Annotated in this window: 18 protein-coding genes; 16 read left to right on the top strand and 2 right to left on the bottom strand. The window is 65.8% G+C overall.

Annotated features, from left to right (window positions below; all coding sequences use genetic code 11):
• Positions 1-90 precede the first annotated feature (90 nt).
• The 8 genes from ACFWAY_RS45370 (at position 91) to ACFWAY_RS45335 (ending at position 9,858) form a co-directional block, all read left to right on the top strand.
• Positions 91-378, top strand: coding sequence for a hypothetical protein (locus ACFWAY_RS45370; protein ID WP_378458280.1), 288 nt, complete (start codon positions 91-93; stop codon positions 376-378).
• Positions 379-530: 152 nt separating this feature from the next.
• Entirely contained in the window at positions 531-953 is a 423-nt protein-coding gene (locus ACFWAY_RS45365; protein WP_378458281.1) for a hypothetical protein, read from the top strand.
• Positions 954-956: 3 nt separating this feature from the next.
• Positions 957-4,067: a hypothetical protein gene (locus ACFWAY_RS45360; protein WP_378515184.1), complete on the top strand. Its 3,111-nt coding sequence runs from the start codon at positions 957-959 to the stop codon at positions 4,065-4,067.
• Between the two features lie 26 nt (positions 4,068-4,093).
• The gene (locus ACFWAY_RS45355) at positions 4,094-6,262 is read left to right on the top strand and encodes a hypothetical protein (protein WP_378515182.1); all 2,169 of its coding nucleotides are present in this window, start codon (positions 4,094-4,096) and stop codon (positions 6,260-6,262) included.
• The gene (locus ACFWAY_RS45350; protein ID WP_378515181.1) at positions 6,259-7,065 is read left to right on the top strand and encodes a hypothetical protein; all 807 of its coding nucleotides are present in this window, start codon (positions 6,259-6,261) and stop codon (positions 7,063-7,065) included. The genes ACFWAY_RS45355 and ACFWAY_RS45350 overlap by 4 nt, the downstream gene beginning before the upstream one ends.
• Positions 7,062-8,654: an NlpC/P60 family protein gene (locus ACFWAY_RS45345; RefSeq protein WP_378515179.1), complete on the top strand. Its 1,593-nt coding sequence runs from the start codon at positions 7,062-7,064 to the stop codon at positions 8,652-8,654. Before ACFWAY_RS45350 ends, ACFWAY_RS45345 begins: the two co-directional genes overlap by 4 nt.
• Before the next feature lie 19 nt (positions 8,655-8,673).
• Entirely contained in the window at positions 8,674-9,225 is a 552-nt protein-coding gene (locus ACFWAY_RS45340; protein WP_378515178.1) for a hypothetical protein, read from the top strand.
• 27 nt (positions 9,226-9,252) lie between these two features.
• Entirely contained in the window at positions 9,253-9,858 is a 606-nt protein-coding gene (locus ACFWAY_RS45335; protein WP_378515176.1) for a hypothetical protein, read from the top strand.
• Here ACFWAY_RS45335 and ACFWAY_RS45330 read toward each other — a convergent pair.
• Positions 9,855-10,910 carry a DUF3068 domain-containing protein gene (locus ACFWAY_RS45330; RefSeq protein WP_378458288.1) on the bottom strand — a complete coding sequence of 352 codons (1,056 nt, stop codon included), beginning with the start codon at positions 10,908-10,910 and terminating at the stop codon, positions 9,855-9,857. The two genes, ACFWAY_RS45335 and ACFWAY_RS45330, sit on opposite strands and share 4 nt — an antisense overlap.
• 91 nt (positions 10,911-11,001) lie before the next feature.
• Here ACFWAY_RS45330 and ACFWAY_RS45325 point away from each other — a divergent pair, with 91 nt between their 5' ends.
• Genes ACFWAY_RS45325 through ACFWAY_RS45315 form a run of 3 tightly spaced genes read left to right on the top strand, consistent with a single transcriptional unit; the run spans position 11,002 to position 13,884 of the window.
• Positions 11,002-12,168 carry a cytochrome P450 gene (locus ACFWAY_RS45325; RefSeq protein WP_378515175.1) on the top strand — a complete coding sequence of 389 codons (1,167 nt, stop codon included), beginning with the start codon at positions 11,002-11,004 and terminating at the stop codon, positions 12,166-12,168.
• A 37-nt stretch (positions 12,169-12,205) separates the two neighbouring features.
• A complete protein-coding gene (locus tag ACFWAY_RS45320) occupies positions 12,206-13,291 on the top strand; it encodes a GAF domain-containing protein (protein WP_378515174.1) in 1,086 nt (361 codons plus the stop codon).
• A 29-nt stretch (positions 13,292-13,320) separates the two neighbouring features.
• Positions 13,321-13,884 (top strand): inner membrane-spanning protein YciB, encoded by a 564-nt coding sequence (locus ACFWAY_RS45315; protein WP_378458291.1) that lies wholly within the window; start codon positions 13,321-13,323, stop codon positions 13,882-13,884.
• A gap of 270 nt (positions 13,885-14,154) precedes the next feature.
• Here ACFWAY_RS45315 and ACFWAY_RS45310 read toward each other — a convergent pair whose 3' ends face one another.
• Positions 14,155-14,601: a helix-turn-helix domain-containing protein gene (locus tag ACFWAY_RS45310; protein WP_378515172.1), complete on the bottom strand. Its 447-nt coding sequence runs from the start codon at positions 14,599-14,601 to the stop codon at positions 14,155-14,157.
• 369 nt (positions 14,602-14,970) lie between these two features.
• Between ACFWAY_RS45310 and ACFWAY_RS45305 the strand changes: the two genes are divergently transcribed.
• From ACFWAY_RS45305 to ACFWAY_RS45285, 5 genes are all read left to right on the top strand, one after another.
• Positions 14,971-15,381, top strand: coding sequence for a hypothetical protein (locus tag ACFWAY_RS45305; RefSeq protein ID WP_378458293.1), 411 nt, complete (start codon positions 14,971-14,973; stop codon positions 15,379-15,381).
• A gap of 307 nt (positions 15,382-15,688) precedes the next feature.
• Positions 15,689-16,183 (top strand): hypothetical protein, encoded by a 495-nt coding sequence (locus ACFWAY_RS45300; protein WP_378515171.1) that lies wholly within the window; start codon positions 15,689-15,691, stop codon positions 16,181-16,183.
• Complete coding sequence (locus tag ACFWAY_RS45295) at positions 16,180-16,497, top strand: hypothetical protein (RefSeq protein WP_378458295.1); 318 nt, start codon at positions 16,180-16,182, stop codon at positions 16,495-16,497. The genes ACFWAY_RS45300 and ACFWAY_RS45295 overlap by 4 nt, the downstream gene beginning before the upstream one ends.
• Before the next feature lie 377 nt (positions 16,498-16,874).
• Positions 16,875-18,191, top strand: a complete 1,317-nt coding sequence (locus ACFWAY_RS45290) for a Rep protein (RefSeq protein WP_378515170.1) — start codon at positions 16,875-16,877, stop codon at positions 18,189-18,191.
• A gap of 1,035 nt (positions 18,192-19,226) precedes the next feature.
• Complete coding sequence (locus ACFWAY_RS45285) at positions 19,227-19,451, top strand: hypothetical protein (protein ID WP_378515169.1); 225 nt, start codon at positions 19,227-19,229, stop codon at positions 19,449-19,451.
• Positions 19,452-19,951 lie beyond the last annotated feature (500 nt).

Raw genomic sequence — 19,951 nt, 5'->3', positions numbered from 1 at the left:
CGTGCGGGGGTCTTCGTGTGCCGAAGCCGCCCTGTGCCAATGTTCTGGCGTCACCATTCGGTGTTGCCCGCGAATCTTTTGGGAGAGAGCATGCTTCATGAAACTTTCGAGGCTGCGTCGCAGCTGACGTTCCTGGCACAGGAGGGGATCGACACCGGCGGGGTGGGAGCGTTCCTCCGCGAGCAGGTAGTCCCTCCGATCCTCGGCGTCGGAGCGATTGTGCTTCTGGCGAAGGCGATTCGCTCGTCCTGGTCTGCCGTCATCACCATCGCCAGCCTGTCCCTGATCGCGTTGGGCTGGTTCGGGCTGTCGGCGAACCCCGACGCGGCGATGAACGTCGGCACCGGACTCATCCGGCTGATCGTCCCCGGCGTGTGACCGGTAGCGGACACAACCCCATTCGGACTCACCCTTTTCGAGAGGACCTCATCCCATGTCTGCCATGACGATCATCTTCGGCGTGGTCATCGCCGCCGCCATCGTGTTCGCAATCGGCCGCGCCATCAGCGAGCGCCGGTGAGGAGCTTGCGGTGATCGAGACCGATGACGACCTCTACCGGGTGGATCAGCACTGGCTAGGCCCTCCGGGACGTGCGTTCCCGAGACCAGTCAAATGGCAGGCAGTGGGTATCGGTGCGGTGTTGCTGGTGCTCTCGCTCATCCTCGTCATGGGAATGCTGTCGGTGCCGTGGAGCGGCTGGTCCGTCACCGTGGTGCTGGGGTTGACCTATCTCGGGACGAAACGGATCGTCGACGGGCTCGGCCACGAACGCACAATCCGGTCGCTGGCCCGGTCCGCGATCAACGACCTCACCTCCCCACGCCCCGCGGCCGGCCGCAACAAGAAGATCCGGAACACGCCGCAGACGGTGTCCATCCCCGACCAGATCGCGCGCCTTCGCCTCGCCCCCGCCGCCAGCGATCACACGACTTCTTCGACTACGAGCAGGTAGGTCATGAGCTATCCCGGTAACCGGTTCGACCCGGCCGACCTCGTCCCACCCCCCGGGGCACTGCCGCCGGTGCTGCCCGAGTCGTGGCTGCGCGCGGCGCGCCAAGCCGGGCTGCAGACCGCCGACCCGCACACCGCCGCACCGCAAGCGAGCTTGGGTGATGCACTGCTCACCGCCCCCTCCCCGGTCACCAACCCCGACTATGACAAGGACGTGCCCGCAGAACCCACCCACAGCAAAGGCAGCAGGCGGCGCGGGAAGAAGTCCCGGCCAACCCCGCAGGGGCACTCGACTAATGCGGCCGCTGAGCGCCGGAGCAGGGCGCGGTTACGGAAGCAATCCAAGTGGCGGCTGCGGGCGGTCCTGGGAAACATCACCATCACCGACGACACCGCCACGTTGTGGTTCGTGCAATCGCCCGGCACGTGGAGCATGCGGGCGATTGCCGATCAGTCGCGGTTCATCCGGGACGAAGCGTTGGTGCTGGCGGAACTGCGCGGCAAAGGGATCTCCGGTATCCATCGGCGCACTGTGCGCGAGCCCTGGCCGGTCAAGGAATGGGGCCGCGCACACGCGCAGCTCACCGAGGACCGCCTCCCCGACGTCCCCGGTGCCCTCGCGTGGGACGACTACCTCGTCGGTCAGCAAGTCGCGCTGCTGGACTCCGCCCCTACTCGCAAGCGCCGTTACTGGGGCATCGAAATGCCCCGGCGGTCGATGACCGCGCAGGCGATCGTCGCGGTGGCCGACATGTGCTCCGGGGTGAAGGGTGTGGGGCCACGGTTGTCGAAGTGGTCCGAGCAGGTCCTGATCGCCGAGCAGGACGCGGCGGCCGAACACATCGCCGAGATCGAGCGCGTGATGCTCTCCCCCGGTGTCGAAGCCCTGCCGGCCGACAGCGGTCAAGTGGACTATCTGCTGCGCCGCTCGGCCGCGGTGGGGATGCCGTTGACCGAACCGGCGACCGCGAACGCACCGTCGGGGTGGGGCCTGTCCGACCTGTTGTCGCTGAGCAACCTGACGGAAATGCATTACACGCCCGGCGCCGGACACACCATCGTCGAGGGCACCATCGCCGGCCGCACCTACCGGTCGTACGTGACGGTGCTGACGGTGGGGAGGATGGCACCACTGGCCATCCCCGAGCAGAAGATGCCGTGGCAGCTGCTCGGTGACCAGCTCGGGCTGCCCTTGGAGTGGTCCGAGCGGATCACCCTGCACACCCCGGAAGAAACCCTCGGCGAGATCCAGAAGCAGCGCAACGCGATCGAGTCGCAGTACCGGCACTACACCGTCGAACACGACGAAACCCCACCCGATGAGTTGGCGGCACAGCACGGGTTGTCCCGGCGGCTGCGGACGGAGATGTCGAACGGTGGGGCACTGGCCACCCGGGGATCGGGGTGGTGGCGGATCGCCGTGTCCGGTTCCTCCCCGCAGCAGGTGCGTGATCGTGTCTCGAAGCTGCAGCAGCAGTACGCACCGGATGTCGAACTCGAAGTCGAGAACGGCCAGTACCACCTGCTCAAAGAATTCATGCCCGGTGAGAAGCTCGCCAACACCGCCCACAAGCGCAGGATGAGCGTCCTCGCCATGTCGGCAGGGATGGGGGCGGCTGCCGACCGGATCGGTGACGAGGAAGGCATCATCCTCGGCGAAACCGCGTCGATCTCGGTCCGCCCGGTCGCCTGGAACCTGTTCGCCGCCCACGACTTCTTCGACAAGGGTGGCCTGACCCCGCTGGTCGGCGTCCAGGGCGCCGGCAAAACCCATCTGGCAGGGATGATCACCTATCAGGCGCTGCGCCTGGGCGCGCACGCGGTGATCCTCGATCCGTCCGGGCCGCTACGCGCACTCGCCGACTTGCCCGAACTCAAGCCGTTCACCCGCGTCTACGAGCTGACCGGCCGCGGCGCCAAGCCCGGCGTCCTCAACGTCTACCGGGTCGTGTCCGAGCCCGACCCGGCCGACGAGATCTACCGCCCCGCCCATCCCGAGTACGCGCACGAATCCGACCCGGCAGCCGCCGCAGCAACGGCCTACGAGGACGATCGCGGTGCCGCCCATGCCGAACGAGTCCAGCTCGCGTCCTGGGTGCTGATCTCGATGCTCGACGCCGACGACCGCAGCGACCGGGATGCCAAGAGTGTGGTCCGGATGGCGGCGGCGATGGTCGGGGGCCAGCCGACCAACCATCTGAGCAAGGTCCTCGACGCGATCGATCACATCGCCGCCGGCGTGGTCTACACCAACGGCCACGGGGTCGCCCACGGCACGACCAACGGCCAGACCAACGGCTCCGAGAACACCCCCGTCATCGGCGAAGGACTGCGCACCGCCGCGGGCCGGATCGGGCCGATGCTGCGCACGATGTCGCAGCTGCGCGACGCCCGGGTGCTGTTCCCGTCGGCCACGGCCGGCGACGACACCGCCGCCGAACTGTTCGACTCGGTCCTCGACGAGCGATTGACGATCCTGACCATGCCCGGCCTGCAGATCGACGACAAGGCCGAGGGCAGTGCGGCCACCGACAGCCAACGCCTGGCCGGGCCGCTGATCCACCTGGCGGCATGGTTGGCGACCCGGTTGGTCTACGACAAGCCGCGCGCGCTGCCGAAACTGCTGTTCCTGGACGAGAACAAGTACCTCAAGCAGTCCGGGGCCGGCCGCACCCTCTATGTCCGGCTCGGCCGGGACACTCGCAAGTTCCGCACCCGCGCACTGGTGTGCAGCCAGCTCGCGGGCGATTTCCTCGGATTGGCGGACGGCGTGGATGACCAGGACCAGTCGCAGCTGACCGACGAGATCATCATCGGCCGACTCGGCTCGTCCGAACGGGCGATCTCCGACGCACTCAAACTCCTCGGCCTCGAAGAGGGTGAGGGGTACGAGACGATCCTGGCCAACCAGCTCGGCGGGGGCCGCAACGACACCTATGATCCGCGCGCGAACAAGGCCCGCAAACAGCGCGCCGCGAAGACCGGCGCCGACGAAGCCCGCACCTACGTCGTCCGCCTCGGCGGCGACATCGAACTGGTGCGCGCGAACTGGACGAACTTCACTCACATCGCCCACGTCGCGCAAGCACTGAACTCCCGGGCCACCGCCGCCTGACCCCTTTTTTGGGAAGGACATTCTCGATGCCCGCCACCGCCCGCACCGCCAGCTCGCCCGCACTCCTGCTGCAGCGGATCACCCAACTGTGCGCGGTCATGATGCTGGTCGGGCTCAGTGCCCTGTGCGGGCAGAGCATCGCCCACGCCGCGGGCTTCAACTGCAAGGACGTGCCGGCACCGCAGTCCCCGAACTCGGCGGCGCCGGCGTTCTTCGACTCCGGGTCGGTGGACAAGCCCGCGGAATCCCAGCTCTCCGGCACCGGGTACGGCGGCCACGGCTGGGCCGGGCTGACGTGGCACATCTACGACCTCGGCTGCGGCGAGGACATCACCGGGGTATCGCTGGTGCGCAACAAGACCGACGTCGGAAACACCTTCCTCACGATCGGGCAATCGTTCGCGGCCGCGGCGTTCTGGCTCGACGAGCAGGCCAACACCCCCGCCGAGGGCCGCGAGACCGGCCGCCAGGGGGCGATCGCGCAGTTCGACGAGATCGTGCTCGCGGTCTCCGACTCGCTGCGGCCGACCGTGTACGGGCCGTGGCTGGGGCTGGGGGTGGGGGTGGCCGGGCTGGTCATCCTCTACCGCGGTCTGCGATCAGATGCCCCGGCGGTGTTCCGGCAGCTCGCGATCGGTGCCGGCGCGCTGGCGATCGGTGGGTTGATGGTCGGTGCCCCGGCGAAGGCGATCCAGATCTCCGACGACACGTTCAGCGCGCTGATCACGAAGACTCAGGGCGAGATCTTCAACTCCGCGGGCATGACCGATGACCCGCGGTTGGTGATCACCGACCGGATCATCATCCCGGACGTGCAGCGAGGGTATTTCGGTTCAAACGCCTCTGAGCAGACGCTCGACGATCTGTGGCCGAAGCTGCGGGAGTCGATCGCTTACACCTATGACGAGCAGGCCCGGATCCAGGCCGACAACGCGGCACAGAAGGAGATCGACGAGGCCAAGGCCGAGAAGTTCCGGCGGGAGGTCGTCGAGCCGTTGGAGAGTAAGGGGCTCTCGTTCTACACCTTTCAGGGCAAGGACTCGAGTCGGGTCACGACCGGGTTCCTGTCGATGGTCAAGACGTCGATGCCCTCCATTTTGTGGATCGGTTCCTCGGTGCTGAAACTGTCGGCGTTGCTGGCGATCCGGCTGGCGATCATCACCGCCCCCGTGTGGGTTCCGCTCGCCATCGTCTCCGGATCGATCCTGCTCCGTGTCGGGCGCATCCTCGGCGGGATCTATCTGTGGGCGGTCGGTGCCGCGGTGCTGATGTCGGTCTACCTGCTGATCTTGATCAAGCTGTATCGCAATGTTGCGGTCGACGGGACCTGGCGGCTGTGGTTCCTGGTCATCCTCACCATCGTCTTCTGGATGTTGTTGCGTCCGTTCAAGCGGCTCTCGCAAACCATCACCCAGTCGCATCGCGGCATGATCGGCGGCGCGATGGACCGGCACAAGCACGGTTCCTGGAAGCAGAAACTGCTCACCGCCAGCTCGATGGTCACCAATCCCGCCATGGGGCTGGCCGAGAAGAGCCTCGAACTCGTCCGCGCCGGCGGCGGCGGCGCAAACGGCGTCGCAAACGCGGCAGGGCGGCAGTGGTCCGACATGATCGGCGGTAACAGGCCTCCGATCATCCGGCAGGAAGGTCGCGCGCTGTCGGCCGCACGCACCGACGACTACCGCGACCGCGCCCGCCAAGCACAGCTGGCCGCCCTACGCGGCGGCGCGGGCGGAGCGTTGGCGGACCTGCGCAAAGCGTCCCCGGAGGGGCCGGAGTCCGGCACCCGGCTCCCCGGTGTCAACCTCACCGCCGGCCCGGCCGACGGCAACGGGCGCACCGGGCTCGCGGATCTGCGCAAACATACCCCCGCAACGGGTTTCACCGACGGTTTCGAGTCCCTCGACACCGGTGACAGCGAGGTCTTCGTTCCTCATCAGGACGCGAACCGGTGGGACGGCGGGCCGGACGCGGTCATCGCACCGACCACCATCTACCGGCCGAGTGAGGAACCCGACGCGTCCGGAAAGCCGCAGCGTCCGTGGGTGTCGATCACCCGTCCCGCACCGGCCTCGTCGTCGGCAAGGCCCGCCAGCAGTGATCTGCCCCGGGCGGGATTGCGTGAGGACACCGCGACGGCGCAATCGACGGGAGTGCTCGACCGGCCGAATCGGGACCTGGGAGTGAACTGGTGAGAACAGGTGCCAACCCGATCACCACCGCGATCCGTAGCTGGGTCCTGCGCAGTCCCGGCCGGCTCGCCAGCGGGATCGCGATCATGGTCGCGGTCCTCTACCTCACCCGCCTGATGGTCACCGCGGTCACCGGGCCAGAGAACAGCGGAAGCGACGTGCGCGCCCACGACGCAGACACCAGTAACACCTCAGTGACCTCGACGACTGCGGCAGCCGAAGAAGTCACCGAAACCGCGGTGGCGACCATGTCGGCCAGGTCGATCGGTCGTAGCCCCGCAACAGCGGCGATGTATTACGCACACGCGTTCGTCGACACCACCGCATCACCAACTCAGTGGGCGGTCGCACTCAGCCGTGTCACCCAACCCGAGCGCGTCAACGACACCCTCGCGGCGGCCCGGCCCACCGCACCGGTGTCGATTCTCGGGCCGACACGCACCCTGCCAGGCACCGGCACCACCGGAACGACCGTAGAGATCGACACGAGCGCCGGGACCATGACCGTCGCGGTCACCGACACCGACACCGGCTGGCAGGTCGACTCCCCCCTCCCCACTCTCGACCTCGACGACGTGGCCGCGGCCGCTCCCGCCACCGGGCGCACCACAGCGCCCACCACGACAACGGCCACCACCACGCCGTCACCCGTCACAGCACCGAGCCCGCAGCGCATCCCCGAGTCCCCGTCGGCTTCGGAGCCTGCTCCGCCCGCCCAGCAGGCCACCAGCCCCGCCCCCGTGCCGGTCCCCGGCCCCATCCCGATCCCCGAACTCGACACACCGCTGCCAGGCCCGATCGCATGACCACTCGACGTCTGACTGCGGCTGTGCTTGCCGCGTCATTCACCATCGGGCTGGCCAGCGCCTGCACTGGCGGGGCGATCATCGACCTGCCCAAACCTTGCCGGCCCGTCCACTCCGATTCCGGGGGCACGCGCGCAAAAAGCACACCCGATGATCGGCCGGCGGCGGCTCTAACCCCGTCCGGGCCGATCCAGCAACCCACCGTACCGGGAACCACCACGTTCACCTCCGGTTTCGGACCCCGCTGGGGGGCGATGCACAACGGTGTCGACTTCGCCGGCCCGGTCGGCACCCCGATCTACGCCGCCCTCGACGGCCTCGTCGCCGCCGCCGGCTCAAGTGGGGAGGGACCCGGTGTCGGTTTCGAGAACTGGATCATCATCGACTCCGCCGTCGACGTCCGCCCGGTCTCCACCGTCTACGGGCACATGTACGCCAACGGCATCCACGTCACACCCGGGCAGACCGTCGAGGCCGGCGACCACATCGCCGACATCGGCAACGCCGGCGGATCCACCGGCCCGCACCTGCACTTCGAATACTGGGACGGCGGCCGCCTGCAGGGCGGCACCGCGATCGATCCGACGACCAAACTCGGCGGCGCCCCCGCACCATCCGGACAGGACGCGAGCGCACCGGGATCGAATATCAATCTCATGGCCGCATCCACCCCCGTCGACTGCGGCAAGGGCTTCGGCACCCCGGGCGGCGGCGACCTCAAACCCGGCAGTGTCCCAACGGCATTCGAAGAATGGTTCCGAAAGGGCGGATCGCTGTGCCCGCAGATCAGCCCGGCGCTGCTGGCCGCGGACACTAAAGCCGAAAGTAACTTCCGCGCTGTAACCAGCCCCGCAGGCGCAAGAGGCTATACCCAGTTCATGGATGGCACCTGGGCCGTCTACGGCCGCGACGACGACGGCAACGGCCGGATCTCCCAAGGCGATGTCGGAGACGCCGTAATGGCTCAGGGCAGATACTTCTGCGAGATCGCGAGATCGGTCGACAGCTGGATCGCCGACGGCTCCGTGAAGGGCGACCCGCTCTCGCTCTACATCGCCAGCTACAACGCCGGTGAGGGAGCCATCAAGCAGGCCGGTGGGATGCCCTCCGGTGGTGACTATTCCAGCGAAACCCGACCCTACGTGCAGAAAGTCCTCTCCTACATTCCCGAGTTCGAGCAGCCCGGCGGCCGCGGCGAGTTCGTTCCCTCCCCCGCCGCCGGCGGAAGCAATGTCGTCGAGGCGGCCAGCCAGTACTTCGGCACCCCGTACGTGTGGGGCGGCGGCGGCGCGGGTGGCTCGTCCGCGGGCGGGTTCGACTGCTCGGGACTGACCCAATATGCCTACGCCCGGGCCACCGGCGGCAAGACCGTCCTTCCCCGCACCTCCGAACAGCAGTGGACGGTCGGCACCGAAATCCCCCTGTCCGAGGCCAAACCCGGCGACCTCGTTTTCGGATCCTGGGAGGCCGGCGGCCCCGGCCACGTCGGTATCTACGCCGGGAACGGTCAGATGGTCCACGCACCCACCACCGGTGACGTCGTCAAACAAGCACCGGTAATGGCCGACATGCGCGCCCGCCGTATGTGACCCCAGAAGGAGAGGAACGATGCGAAAAGCCCTGATCGTGCTCGCAGTGATCATCCCCGCGACCGCGGCACTGCTCTACTCCTGCCAGGACAACGCTAACCCCTCAGGAACCGCGACACCGCAGAGCACCACGACCGCACCGGAAACAGGCACCAGCGCACCTCAGCGACCGGAACCGACATCGCCGGAAGAAGTGGCCCGCCAAGCCATGACCGTCGCATTCACCTGGGCCCCCACCACCGACGAGAGCCCTACCAGCGGATTCCGTCGCGCGACACAATGGTTCACACCGGACCTCGCTGCACGCCTGACCTCCGATGTGCGAAACGAGCGCGGACCCAGCCTGCAATGGCAGCAATGGATCAACGACAACGCCCGAGTCATTGCCGACGTCGCCATCGGTTGTTCCGGCTGCCCACCCGACACCGACACCACCGCACACCGGGTGGCCACGATCACCCAAACCGCGGTCACCGGCGACACCACCCGCCCCGTCGAACCCGACACCACCGTCTGGCTCACCCTCACCGAAGCAGACGGGCGATGGTTAATCGATAACCTCACCTACTGAACACAACCGAACAAGCGAGGGGGAACCTTGAACTACCGCATCACCACAGCTCTGACGGTCATGGTACTCACCACCGCGGTGATCGCGGGGTGCGGCAACAACTCCGACGACGACACCGCATCACAACCAGCATCCACGAGCGACGCCACTACCCAGGTTCTCGATCCCTTCGTCGACGACACCGCCGACGGACATCAGAAGGAAACCGCAACCCGCATCATCGATCTCGGCAACCAGCGGAAAGCGCCTGATAACGCCATCATCGCGGCGCTCGTCGCCTCACGAGCTGAAGGATTCTGGCGGGTTCACCATTCCGGATCGGGAGGGCGGAACCTCTTCGGTTGGAGCCAGATGTGGGACAACCGACCTGCCCTCGACGACGGAGCAGTCACCGACGCAATCGAGAACTTCTATGCCGGTGCGGAAAGCCCGGAGAATGCCGCAAAGAACGACAATCCGGTCGACTACGCCGTAGCGATCCAATTGTCCGACCACTCGGGTGGCCGTGTGTACTTCGAAGACCGCGAAGCCTACGACGACAACATGTCCTACCTCAGCACCGAGGACAAGGTTCGCAACGAATACGCCGAGGCACTCCCCTACGCACGTGCGGCTTTCGACCAGTTTAGCTAGCGGCGTGACCAGCGGCGCGCGAGGATGAGCGCGGTCCCCACCAACACGATGCCGGCCACGGCACCGAGGGCGGGCCCATAGCGGGTTCCCCACAGGATCGCGGTACGGGCGTCCTTCGCTTGTTGGGCAAGGCCGTTGATCGTTTCGTCGTCGAAGTGGGTGTGCGCTTCTAGCGTGGTCACCGCATTCGGGTCGTCAATCGACCGCGCCAGCCATCGCCTCGGCTGCTCCTCCACAGCAACGATCGCACCAGAGGTAGGCTCGACCCACACATCGCGCGTGGTGGAGTAGTGCAGATCCATCGTTGTCGGCTCCGTGCCAGGTAGCCCCCACTTTTCAGCGGGCAAGGTCGTCGTCGCGACACTGCCGATCGATTTCCCAAGGTTCACAGGGCCGATTGTCTGCTGAAAGTGATACAGCCGCATGCCGTCGACCACGCGATCGTCGTCTACGTACTCGATCGGATGGGTCTCACGTGCCGTTCCGTCGTAGTACGGGTAGCTGACTTTCTCGACGTCGAACGGAAACTTGTACTGAATTCCGGCGCGAGGCGTCTCCGTCGGGGGCTTGCCGAGTTCGGCTTGAGTCGTCGGTATGGGCTCGGCGAGCGGCATGCCTGATCGTCGGTCGATCGTGACGCGATCGACCATTGCCGAGACCAGGCCCAACCCGTCGCCCCAGTCGGTCCGGACCGTCTTTTGTGCCGCTTGCAGAGTTGTGGAATCGGCTGAAACTGGATTCTCTGTCGTCACGTACACCTGAATCCGCAGCGGGACACCCCGGTCGGTCTTCAGCGGACCCTTCATAGCCACCGAGGTGGCCTTGAGCACCGCCGCGTCTTCCGCAACCGACACTGTCGCCGATTGCACGTCGAGCGGGATGACCTTCAACCGGGCGGCACCGTAGGTGGGGACCAAGACAGCGACGGCGAGCAGGCACGAGCCGAGCGCGAGGAGAGTGCAGACCGCTGCGGATCTCCTCCACCCCCGACGGTCGGCGGCATCCGCCTTGTTCACGTTTTCATCCAGTACGGTGTCGACCTGAGCACTCACGTAGCGCACCCTAGCTGCCGGAGCAATGCAGAATCCCGGTCAGCCGGTATCTTCGTCCTGAGGTATTTGCCACATCGTAGAAGGGAACCTGGTGCTCGATCCGTTTGCGCCCGGCCTGAGTGTCGCGGAGGCCGATCGCTTGCATGAGCGCCTTCGCGCTGCCGGCCCAGTTGTCGAGGCCACCGACGCCGACGGACTGCGCGTCTGGATCATTACCCGGTACGACGACGTTGCTCGACTGCTCGCTGACCCCGGAATCGTCAATGTCCGTCCCGGCGGCCCGTCAGGCAGCCCGGGCCTTCCCCTACCACCGGCACTGGCCCGCAACCTGCTCAATATGGTCCCCGATGATCACCGCCGCGTCCGCGCTCTGGCAGCGCCCGCGTTCTCACGGCGACGAATCGGAGCGGTGAGGCAGATGGTGACCGCCCGTGTCGACGGACTCCTGGACGACCTCGACCCGAACGAAACCGGTGTTGTCGACCTCTTCCCTGCCTACGCCTCTCCCCTGCCTGCTGACATCATCGCCGAGATCCTCGGCGTGACCGATGCAGACGCCGACGAGTTCCGTACCGCCGCGGCGACCGTGATGGCAATGAATCCTGGCGAACCCACCGCGGACGACCCTCGCATCCCGGCCATGACCACGATTGTTCTCGTACTCATGCGTGTGATCGCGGCCAAACGGAAATCGCCCGGTGACGACGTCATCACCGATTGGATCACCGCCCGCGACGCCGAAGACCGGCTGACCGAAGAGGAACTCATCTCACTGGCATTCCTGACGTTTCTCGCCGGATTCGAGAACTCCGTCTACCAGATCGCCAATGCCATCGGCATTCTCGCCGGACTTGATCGGGACCAGCTACTCGTCGAAATCGCCGACGACCAGCTCTGGCGCGCCCGGGTGACGCAGCTTGTCCTCGACGCCGCGCCCGGGTCCTACGCGATACGGCGATTCCCGGTTGAGAACATCACCGTCGGCGGCATTCGCATCCCCGCCGGCAGTCCTCTGTATCTCTCCCTGCGCGCGGCGACCAACGACCCCGCCCGCGGCGAGCGCCCGGACCTGGCCTTCGGCCGCGGACCTCATTACTGTCTCGGCGCCGATCTCGCCGTGATGCAGCTTGACATCGCTACTCGCCGCCTGTTCCAACGCCACCCGGGCCTATCCCTGGTGAAGCCATGGGAAACACTCGACCGGCGACATACCTGGCGCACTCACGGCCCCACTGAGACGCCAGTAAACCTGACCTGACCACCCGAAAGCCAGTACGGGAGAAACGGATAAACCGATGACAGCTGATGCCCTCGTGCACGCCCCCGCCGAACCCACCCACCCGATCCGCGAATGGACGACCGTCTTCGTCGGCACCGGCGACGAGCACCAGGTCGTCGCCGAAGGCCCCAAACACCGCGACTGGCGAAAGATCGGCAATGTCTTTCGCGAACCTGCCCGCACCGCTGTCCTGGGGTTGATCCGTAAGTGCATAGCCGATCGCGAGCTCAAGATCGAGACGTTCGAGGGCAAGGTCGCCGACGCCCTGGGCCCGGTCGGGGCAGCCCACCCCATCCTGACTCCCGACAAGAGCGTGGTCGTAGCAGTTCAGATCTGGAGCGGTGACCCGAAGAAGAACCCGCCGGACCGCCCCAATGTCGGGGCATGGGAGTGGGTTCTGAGTTCGGAGGACAACCCGCCCCCACCGCAGTTGCAGTTGGACCCCGGAGCTATCGAGCTCATCGGGATGTCCGCCCGGCATCAGGATCGATCGGTTTTCGGTCCAGCAGATCTCTACACCCGTTCGGCCCGCCTGTCCGACACGTTGCGGCATGTGCGCCAAATCCGAGACTGCCAGGTAAAGGACAGGTTTGACGGCACGTTCACCATCCGGGCGGAGACCGACGTCACCTGCGAGCTGCGCTACGCCGAGCGGTGTGTGGAGGGCCCGGCGGGTAGACGCGTGCGCGGGATCTGCTGGGATGCGGGCACCGACGAAGCCCTTGTCCACGAATCGATGCTCGACGCGTGGTTGTCGACGATATTGGCATCGACATCGGGGATGTACATCGCGGTTGGGGATCTGTCGTATCAGTACCCGTACTGGCTGAAGTGGGTGACCGAGCACGTTCCCGGTCTCGGACACGGCGTGAGCACCGGACAGACCTTCGCGCTCCATGAGGAAGACTGGCCGAAGATCATCGAGTGGGTCCAGCAGGTGCGTAAGGGGCCGGTCTCCGGAACGGTGCGGGCACGACGCGGCGGTGGCGGTTGGCTGAAGGCCGAATTCCGGGGCTTCCTTCTCGATCCCCTCGTCAGCGACTCGATCGGTGTCGCGGTGATCTCCCCCGAGATCGAAGCCATCCCTGACGAAACCTCCTGACGGAGAAAATCTTTCGGAGGACAAAGCTCGTGTGGAGAGTGTTCTACAACGCCGCGTTGGTTGTTGCGTTCATGGCGACCTACAAGACCGCCGGAATCTTCGCGGCGACGGTCGTGGTCATGGCCGGCGTCGTCGGCGAGATCATCGTGACGGTGGCCAGACGCCAACGGGTCGACAAACTGCAGTGGATCGGTCTATGCCTTGTGCTAGTCCTCGGTGGTTCGACTCTGTTCTTCCACAACGAGACCTTCATCAAGTGGCGTCCCACAGGGGTGTACTGGCTAATTGCCGGCGCTTTCCTGACGTCGTTGGTGGTCGCGAAGCGTGACCCGGTGCGTCTGATCATCGGACGATGGGTGAGCGCACCGGACGCTGTCTGGCGCTTCCTGAGTTGGAGTTGGTTCGTGGCACTGGTCGCGGTCGGCGCCGTCAATATCGTGGTCGCCTACACGATGTCCACGGATACCTGGGTCAACTGGCGTGTCTTCGTCGCACCCGGAAGTCTCTTGGCTCTCGCTGTCGCCCAAGCCACCTGGCATCGCAACTACATCCTCACGGCATGGCGCGACCACCAATCCGAGGAAGCTATGTAATATCCCCTCCGACGTTGGTTCGACATAGAGTTCGCCAAGCGGACTGACTGCGCGATGCCCCCTCTGGCACGTGCCCGGTCGGCCGACGTCAGCGCACCTCACCCGAGGTTGCGGCGCGACCTTTTCGCGTTGCCCGCGCAGCACGCAGAAAGCCCCTCCTCGAAGGGGCTTTTCGTCATGCTCGCGAGAGGTCGAATGATTACTCACTTTGCTTACTGCACCGCCACGGTCGCCAAGACCCTGCCCCCGAGGCTCAGCTCTTCGATGAGTTCACGCCGGGGTGCCCGGCGGGCGACTTCGCGCGCGCTCGTAGGCCGCGCGGTAGACACTTTCGGAGATCCCCAAGGCTGCGGAAACCTTTCGCGCGGTCTCGTCGGTCAGAGCTGCCTGCCCGCGCTCGACTTGCGCCACAGTGGTGGTACTGAGTTTGGCCAGCTTCCCGAGTTGCGGCTGCAGCAAACCCGCGAGGACACGCCAGTCCCCCGGAAGGCGCTCATCCTCGGGGATTACGACGACGTCGCTGATCTGCACCCCGAGGGCGTCGGTGACCCGCTTGAGGAGATCTACCTGCGGCGACGTGGCGCCCGTTTCCCACTGGTAGAGGGTCGCGTGTCCGATGCCGGCCGCGCGAGCGAGCTCAGGCCGACTCAGGCCGGAGTTTTCACGCAGCAATTTCAGCCGGGCAGGGTCGAATCCGCGCATCACCCGTCGGCTCACCGAAACACTCCGTCCATCACTTCTGGACACCTTGCCCCATCTCCCTTACGATCACTTCAGGTCACAGTTTTAGATCAAATATGCGTAGGTCATGCCGAGTAATCGAATCGACGAAGGGGTTGGTGATCTAACAGAAGAACCCCCGCCCGGTTACCGCCGGACAGGGGCCTGAACCGAACAGGGTTGCCGCCCTGGTCAGCGTGTTTCTTCAGCTAGCAGAATGGAGATCTGCCAATGCAAACGATAGGCGACGTCGGCGGAAGTGTCGACGAGACTGACGTGTTGAGTTGGACAACCACTCAAATTCGACGATTCATTCGTGCCCACGACTGGACATGCGGATGCTCTACAGGTACGGAGCGGTGCGCGGTGTACCGAGCAGCGCATGAAGAAGCCTTCTTCCGCCGGGTCAGCACAAACCTCCCCGATCGCGTCGACGGGCCGCAGGCAACCGATGAGCGACTCCCGTGCACGCGCAATCCCCGCGGATGGGACACTGACGTCGCCAGCACAGGTCAACTCCTCGCCGCCATCGACGCGTGCAAGAGTTGCCCGTTCTTAGCGACCTGCGAGGAACAGGCGCAGGAAGGCCCGGCACGATCGATGGTGTGGGCCGCGGTGGCTTACGACCGCGACGGCGAGCCGATCGGAATCTCTGGGCTGTCCGCGTGGGTGCGAACGCGGGACGGCATCCGGCTGCGCGACCAGAAGCAGACGTCGCAGGTCACCGCACTACCTGTACCGCACACGATGTCGGCGCCAGCGGGGTGGGCATCTTGACGGCGCCGCAGATCTACCCCGTCCGCCTCCACGAGGCCACTAACGTCGAACTCTTGGCGTCGAATGTGGTTGAGGGTCCCAATCGGGTCACCTTCGATGCGAAGCTTGACTGCTTGCACTGCCCGCGGTTGGAGGCCTGTCGCGTGGATGTCGCGACGGTGGCGTCCGCGGGGGACACGCCGCGTTCCATGATCTGGGCGGGTGTCGTGTGTCGGCACGACGGAACGGTGATCGCGACCGATCGTAAGATCCGGGTGTACTGCAACCGTGTCGAAGGGCAACGAGCAGTCGAGCGGGGGGCGTCGGCATGATCAGTCTTTCCGACCGCGTCCTGCTCATGGCGACCGGCGAGATCGAGTGTCCCGGCACCGAGGGGCTTCCTTCCCTCTGGTGGAACTGGCTCGCTGACCTGTACTCCCACCCGGTGTGGGGTCTGGTCACTATCCCCGGCTTCTCCGTATCCGTGGGATGCGAGATCGCTATGTTGTGCCGCGATATGCCGACCGGCACGGTCAACTCCCTTGCTACCCGATGGGATGCGGTGCACCGGCTCGAGGCGATCGGCGCCAGCCGCGCTCAGTCGGCGGCGCTCTACGCCTGGTCCGCGGTCGCCGATACCACCGTCGATGCTCATGACTACCTGAGTGGCCATCAGTTCAGTGGTGCGGAAGCTATCGCCGCCGCGTTCTGGGCCCACCTCGCCGCCAAACCGGGCTCTGTCGCCGAGGCGTGCGTCGCCGCGGCCATCGAGGCATGGGATTCACGTCTGCACCGTCCCCCGACGAGAGGGGCAGTCGCATGACGGGCCTCACCGCCACCGACCGTCACGGGCGAACGTGGGACCTCATCGCGATAGAGAGCGTCATTTGCGCACTCCTCGTCACCGACACCAGGACGCCGACCGTGATGTCCGCTCCGGATCTCATCGACACGCACGGCCCAATCCGGCTCTCACCGGGCAGGTGTCGTCTCAGCCCGGGATCACGCGACGCGCTCGTAGATGTCGTCGACCTCGTCGCATCGGAGCCCGAAACAGCCACGATTGAGCAGATCCGTGAGGTCGCCGCCGCGGCCCACCTGTTGCTCGGCGTGAAGGCGGCACCGCGGTCGGCGTAACTGGCACGGCTGCGGCCAAAACCACCCTTCACCGATCCCTTTCGGCGGAACGCGCGAACCTCCACAGTTCGCGGTGACCGCGCTGGTGGATCGGCGCCCACCCACGCCCATAGCGAGGCGATGCCCCTGACCGCGTATCCATCGCGCTACCCCGATAACCCAAATTTCAAAGCGCAGACCTCAGAACGCGAAAACCCCCTTGGTGGGTGTGGTTTCAGATTTACGAACCGCTCCGCGGCATGTTGTTGAGGAGGACTTGCCGGTCCTCCTCAACCAAGAGGGTGAAGGCCTTGCCGAGCCGTCACATTCTCTGAGGGTGAGTGCCGGAAGTTACCCGCTTCCGACACTCGTACTGCATTCCCCGAAGGGACTTACCTGTGGCAGGTACGTCTGATGCTAACGCATGCGCTGAATCAGCACCTACACAACCCGTTTCGCCCACCGACATTCGGTCATCCGTCCACGGCGGTACGCACATTCCGCAGTCGGCAGAAGTCGACACCTGGGAAGCGTCCGTCCACGCCGCCACCCAAGCCATCAACAAACTCCACGAATACAACCGCGACACCGGGCAACGCGGCCGATCCTTCACCCTCCCCACCACACCCGGATGCGAAGCCACCATCCCCGTCTGGTCCGGCCGCACCGAATGGTCACGCCAACTCCGCCACCACATCACCCACACCATCACCGGTAGAGCAGCACTCACCGCCCACAGCATCGGCATCGAACGCCTGATGGCCGTCGCCGCAGCCCACGCCCGATTCGCGGATTCCACCACCGGCCGCGGTGTCACCGCATCCCGGCAACTCATCGCACACCACGCAGGCGTCTCACTCTCCGTCGTCAACCGCGCCCGCCGAGTCCTCAAAACACTCAACATGGGCATCGAAGTCGAACGCGGCCGCACCCTGCGCACCCACGAGTACATGGCCGCAGAACTCCACCACGGCGGCCAACAACACCAAGCAGCATCCGTCTGGGCACTCAGCTCCCCGAAACACATCGTCGACGCCACACCCCCACCCCCACAACGACCACCGCGTCCGCGCCGCACCCGCGCCACCCGACGCCTCGAAAGCCACCGCACCACCCGACCCCAACAACCCAACCCCGCGGCCACCACATCTCACCCCCAGGCCACCGGCGCTGACACCCTATCCCCCAGTACTTACGTTCCTTCACATAATCTTTCGTTACGTAGTACTCACCAACGCGCACACGCGAGGCACCACACGTCCACCCCACAACCCCGACCCATCCACGTGCAACGAGCCGCCGCCACCCTCATCGCCCGCGCACCCGGACTCACCGCACACCGGCACATCGGGCACCTCTGCGACGCCATCAAGGCCGCCGGCATCGACACCACCCACTGGACCGGCCATGACATCGCACAGGCCCTCGACCGCGACACCGTCCAACGCGGGTGGACCTGGCCTACCGCAGACCGGATTAGCTCACCGGTCGCCCTCCTCCGCTGGCGACTGACCCACATCGACTGGACCGGCCCCTCTCCCAGCCAGCACCGCACCACGGCCGACGCCCGGCGCCGCCGCGAACAACACGTCCACCGCACCGCGATCCACCATCGCAACGCGATGCAAGCAACCCCGGAGCAGCGGGAAGCCGCCCTCGATCAGATCCGCCGGACCCTGCGTCACACCACACGTCGCGCAGTTGATCTCCGATGAGCCGTCCAGAGGGACGTTCACCAGTTTCGCGGGTAGTCCTCCACTGTCATCGAGCCGCCGCACCTCGGGTGACGGACCGACCGTTACTGCTGTCGGGCAACACCGGAGGCGATCTGGGGAACATCTCGATCGACGTTGCGGCAGTGGACCGCTGCCGCAGTTGGGCGAGATCTCGGAAGCTGGGCGAGTCTCACGGCGTCCGCCCACCGTTGGAGTGCGTCGGCGGGGTGCGGCTCAGTGTGGATACGGTGTCAGCCATGACGGACTGGGTACAGCAAGCACAGCACCTCACCGACGAGGTACTGCGACCAGCTGCGACGGAGGTGGACGGGTCGGGGATGATCCCGCTATCGCACTTCGAAACATTACGCGACCAGGGGTTCTACGGCCTCGCCTTCGCCTCCAAGGATCCCGTTACCACCCTCGCGGACGTCGGCGAGATCCTCGTCAGTGGGTGCCTGGCGACCGCATTCGTCTGGGCACAGCACCACGGGACCCTGCTCCGGTTGCTGATGTCAAGGAACGATGCCCTCAAGGCACAATTTCTCGCCGACCTGCGAAGCGGCGCCATCACGGCCGGCGTTTCCGGTAGCGGCTACGCCAACCCGGACAACCCCCTCGTCGTCGCCACCGAATCCGACGATGGATACACCATTACCGGGCGGGCACCGTTTGTCACCGGATGGGGCTACGTCGACGTCATCGGGGTCACCGCATACGACACCCGAGCAGACAAAACCGTCACCTTCCTCATCGACGCAACCGACGGCCCGAACATCCACTCGAAGCGAATCCCGCTGTCCGCGGCCGACGCATCCAACACCGTGCAACTGACCTTCAGCGAATACGAAGTTCCCCACACCTCGGTCATCCGCACCGGCAAACCTGGCCGGGGCGGACTCAGCATCGCGGACCGCGCCATTCTCCGGATCAACGGCTCCCTCGCCCTCGGCGTGGCACGATCATGCCTGGCCGAAGCCGACCGCATCGGACACCCCTCCCCACAACTCTGGGACACACACCACAATCCGCGACGTGCTCAACAACGCGGCCACCGGCAACGGAGACATCTACGACGCCCGCGCCCGCGCCAGCCAATTCGCCGTCACGACCGCCGTCTACTGCGCCACCGCCGCAGGAAGCCGATCAGTCACACGCGGCCAACCCACCGAACGGATGGTCCGGGAAGCCGCCTTCAGCATGGTCTGCACCACCACCCCGGAAATCAAGTCCCGCATCCTGACCGCACGCACTCCCTAGTGGAACCGCGGACCGAGACGCATGACGGCGCACCCAAACCCCGACTGCTCGCACCCTCACTCCCATCGCAGGCGTCCCCTTCTTGCTCCACCGGAACCGGCGATCAGACGGACCGACCCGCCCGTCTGATCAGTCAGCAGAACAGCGCCCGAACCAGAAGTGTCGTCCGCCAGGTCGCCATGCACCGTGATGCACGGTGCATCACCCCAACCCGCCGTGAGGGCCACCTACCCCTGGACGACCAGTTTGCGCATCGGCGACTTAGCGAATCTCGGCCAGTTATGCTTGCGCCCTCGAAAGCATCGACGTCGCCCCCACCGGAACTTCAGGCGGCCGCAGGGAACCTCATCGACTTTGCCCTCGAAGTCGTCGTCAAACCAAGATCGAAGTCTCCGATGCTCCACGCTCAGTCCGATCCCTGCCTGACGCCAAAGCCGGTGTCTCACCACCGGGCTGGCAGCCAACGTCCCGACCGGGTGTGGGAAACGGAAGTGGTGCGA

Source organism: Rhodococcus sp. NPDC059968 (genome assembly GCF_042738615.1).
Lineage (GTDB): Bacteria > Actinomycetota > Actinomycetes > Mycobacteriales > Mycobacteriaceae > Rhodococcus_F.
The sequence above is the reverse complement of the archived record's forward strand: the minus strand, read 5'-3'. Positions and strand labels throughout refer to the sequence as shown.

Bases quoted from the DNA above. Each gene is read 5' to 3' on its own strand.
- ACFWAY_RS45370 (WP_378458280.1), top strand. From the start codon at position 91: ATGCTTCATGAAACTTTCGAGGCTGCGTCGCAGCTGACGTTCCTGGCA.
- ACFWAY_RS45360 (WP_378515184.1), top strand. From the start codon at position 957: ATGAGCTATCCCGGTAACCGGTTCGACCCGGCCGACCTCGTCCCACCC.
- ACFWAY_RS45355 (WP_378515182.1), top strand. From the start codon at position 4,094: ATGCCCGCCACCGCCCGCACCGCCAGCTCGCCCGCACTCCTGCTGCAG.
- ACFWAY_RS45345 (WP_378515179.1), top strand. From the start codon at position 7,062: ATGACCACTCGACGTCTGACTGCGGCTGTGCTTGCCGCGTCATTCACC.
- ACFWAY_RS45340 (WP_378515178.1), top strand. From the start codon at position 8,674: ATGCGAAAAGCCCTGATCGTGCTCGCAGTGATCATCCCCGCGACCGCG.
- ACFWAY_RS45320 (WP_378515174.1), top strand. From the start codon at position 12,206: ATGACAGCTGATGCCCTCGTGCACGCCCCCGCCGAACCCACCCACCCG.
- ACFWAY_RS45300 (WP_378515171.1), top strand. From the start codon at position 15,689: ATGATCAGTCTTTCCGACCGCGTCCTGCTCATGGCGACCGGCGAGATC.
- ACFWAY_RS45295 (WP_378458295.1), top strand. From the start codon at position 16,180: ATGACGGGCCTCACCGCCACCGACCGTCACGGGCGAACGTGGGACCTC.